The following is a 2,005-nucleotide window of genomic DNA, read 5'->3' as shown; positions in this document are numbered from 1 at the left end:
GCCGCCGAACCCGCCGCCGATATAGGGGGACACAATGCGGATCTTCTCAACCGGCATGTTGAGCGTTTCTGCCAGATCGGTTCGGCACCAGTCAATCATCTGATTGGAAGTCCACAGCGTGAGCCTGTCATCTTTCCAGACTGCCATAGAGGCATGCGGCTCCATGGCCATGTGGCTCTGGTCGGGCGTGGTATAAGTTGCGTCCAGCTTCACGCTGGCCTCAGCGTAAGCCTGGTCAAAGTCGCCAATGTTTTTGTCGGGTTCATCCTGCATTGGCGTATCGACGTTCTCTTTCTCAGCGGCCAGGCTGTAGTGGCCCGGTGCAGGCTGGTAATCCACTTTCACGCTGTAAGCCGCCGCTCGGGCCTGTTCAAAGGTTTCCGCGATGACGACGGCAATAGCCTGGTGATAGTGCTCAATTTTGTCGACGGCCAGCAGCGTTGCCGCATTGCGATCCGCTTTGCCCAGCGCTTCAACGTCGCGGCCGGTGATGAGCGCGAGCACGCCTGGCGCGTTGCGGGCCGTTTCCGTTCTGATGGCGGATATCGTGCCTTTCGCGACAGGGGCGGCAACAATAAAACCATAAGCCAGACCAGGAACGTTTTCATGCCATTCATAGGCGTAGGTTGCGCTGCCCGTCGTTTTTAGTGGCCCGTCAACGCGGTCAAGCGGCTGCCCGACATACCGGAGGTTATCAATGGGGTTCATGCCCGCGGGTGTCTCAAATTTCATGCTTCAGTCCCCCCTTGCTTCCGCCAGAACCGAGGCCAGCGTGCGTTTCGCCAGCACCAGTTTGAAACGGTTATCGTCAGTGGGTCGGGCACCGCTGAACAGCCGATCGAATACCGGCTGGAAGCCATTCTGTATTTCAGCATCGGCCTCATCGCTGCGCCACGGCTTGTAGGCTACGCCGCCCATTGCCACGCGGCCAGACCCGTCTGGCCGGATAATGGCGGCCACCGACACCAGTGCAAACGCGTACGATGCCCGGTCCCGCACCTTACGGTACAGGTGGATACCTTCCACGGGTGGAGGCAGAACCACGCTGACAATCAGCTCTCCCGGCTGGAGCACGGTTTCGATATGCGGCGTGCTGCCCGGTGAAGGATAAAGTTCGCTCAGCGCGATACGGCGCTCGCTGCCGTCAGCGCTGACGGTTTCAATTTCCGCCCCGAGCAGCTGCATCGCCACGGCCATATCGCTGGGATGGGTAGCGATACAGTCATCACTGCCCCCCACGATCGCGTGCTGCCTGCTGTAACCCTCAATGGCCGCACAGCCGGTGCCGGGTGCACGCTTGTTACAGGGCTGATTCACGTCATAAAATAGGGGCAGCGCGTACGTTGCAGAAGGTTTCCGGCCGTTGTCGCCTGGTTGCGCAGCTGCCCGGAGGCTCCCGCCAGCAGCGCTCTCGACAGCACAGCGTAATCCCGGCGGATACGAATGTCAGCGGCAAGATCCGTATTGCGAACCAGCGCGCCGATACGCAGCCCGCCATCAGAGGTTACTTCAGTCTGATCGAGCTTCAGACCGTTCACGTCAATCAGATGTCCGGGCGTCTCAATCCCCAGCTTCATCAGATCAAGAAGATTTGTGCCGCCAGCAATAAACCGGCAACCGGGGTGCTGCTGTGCACTTAACGCCGCTTGCGCAGGTGTGCTGACGCGTTCGTAGGTAAAGGCTTTCATGCTCCCTTCCTCCCCGCGTACTCCTGCAGCGCTGAAATAATATTGGCGTAGGCGCCGCAGCGGCAGATGTTGCCACTCATCCTTTCCCGCAGTTCCGCTTCACTGGCCTCGACAGGGGAGACCAGATCCTGCGTGACGTGACTTGGCACACCCGCCTCAATTTCACTGAGCATCGCAACCGAGGAACATATCTGGCCCGGCGTACAGTAGCCGCACTGGTAGCCATCATGCCGGATAAACGCCGACTGCAGCGGGTGGAGATCGTCTGGCGTGCCCAGGCCTTCAATAGTGGTGATCTCTGCTTCCTGCTGCATAAC

General features: G+C 59.6%; 2 protein-coding genes and 1 pseudogene. All 3 read right to left on the bottom strand.

Annotated features, from left to right (window positions below):
• Positions 1–732 (bottom strand): molybdopterin cofactor-binding domain-containing protein (locus PSSD_RS25780; RefSeq protein WP_153011526.1); only part of this gene is annotated, 732 nt, incomplete at its 3' end.
• A 3-nt stretch (positions 733–735) separates the two neighbouring features.
• Positions 736–1,688 (bottom strand): annotated as a pseudogene (locus PSSD_RS25775) (FAD binding domain-containing protein).
• A partial coding sequence (locus PSSD_RS25770; protein ID WP_235589309.1) for a 2Fe-2S iron-sulfur cluster-binding protein occupies positions 1,685–2,005 on the bottom strand: 321 nt, incomplete at its 5' end. The gene PSSD_RS25770 and the pseudogene PSSD_RS25775, both read right to left, overlap by 4 nt.

Source organism: Type-D symbiont of Plautia stali, from assembly GCF_001485335.1.
Lineage (GTDB): Bacteria > Pseudomonadota > Gammaproteobacteria > Enterobacterales > Enterobacteriaceae > Pantoea > Pantoea vagans_C.
This window is presented reverse-complemented; position numbering and strand designations above follow the sequence as displayed.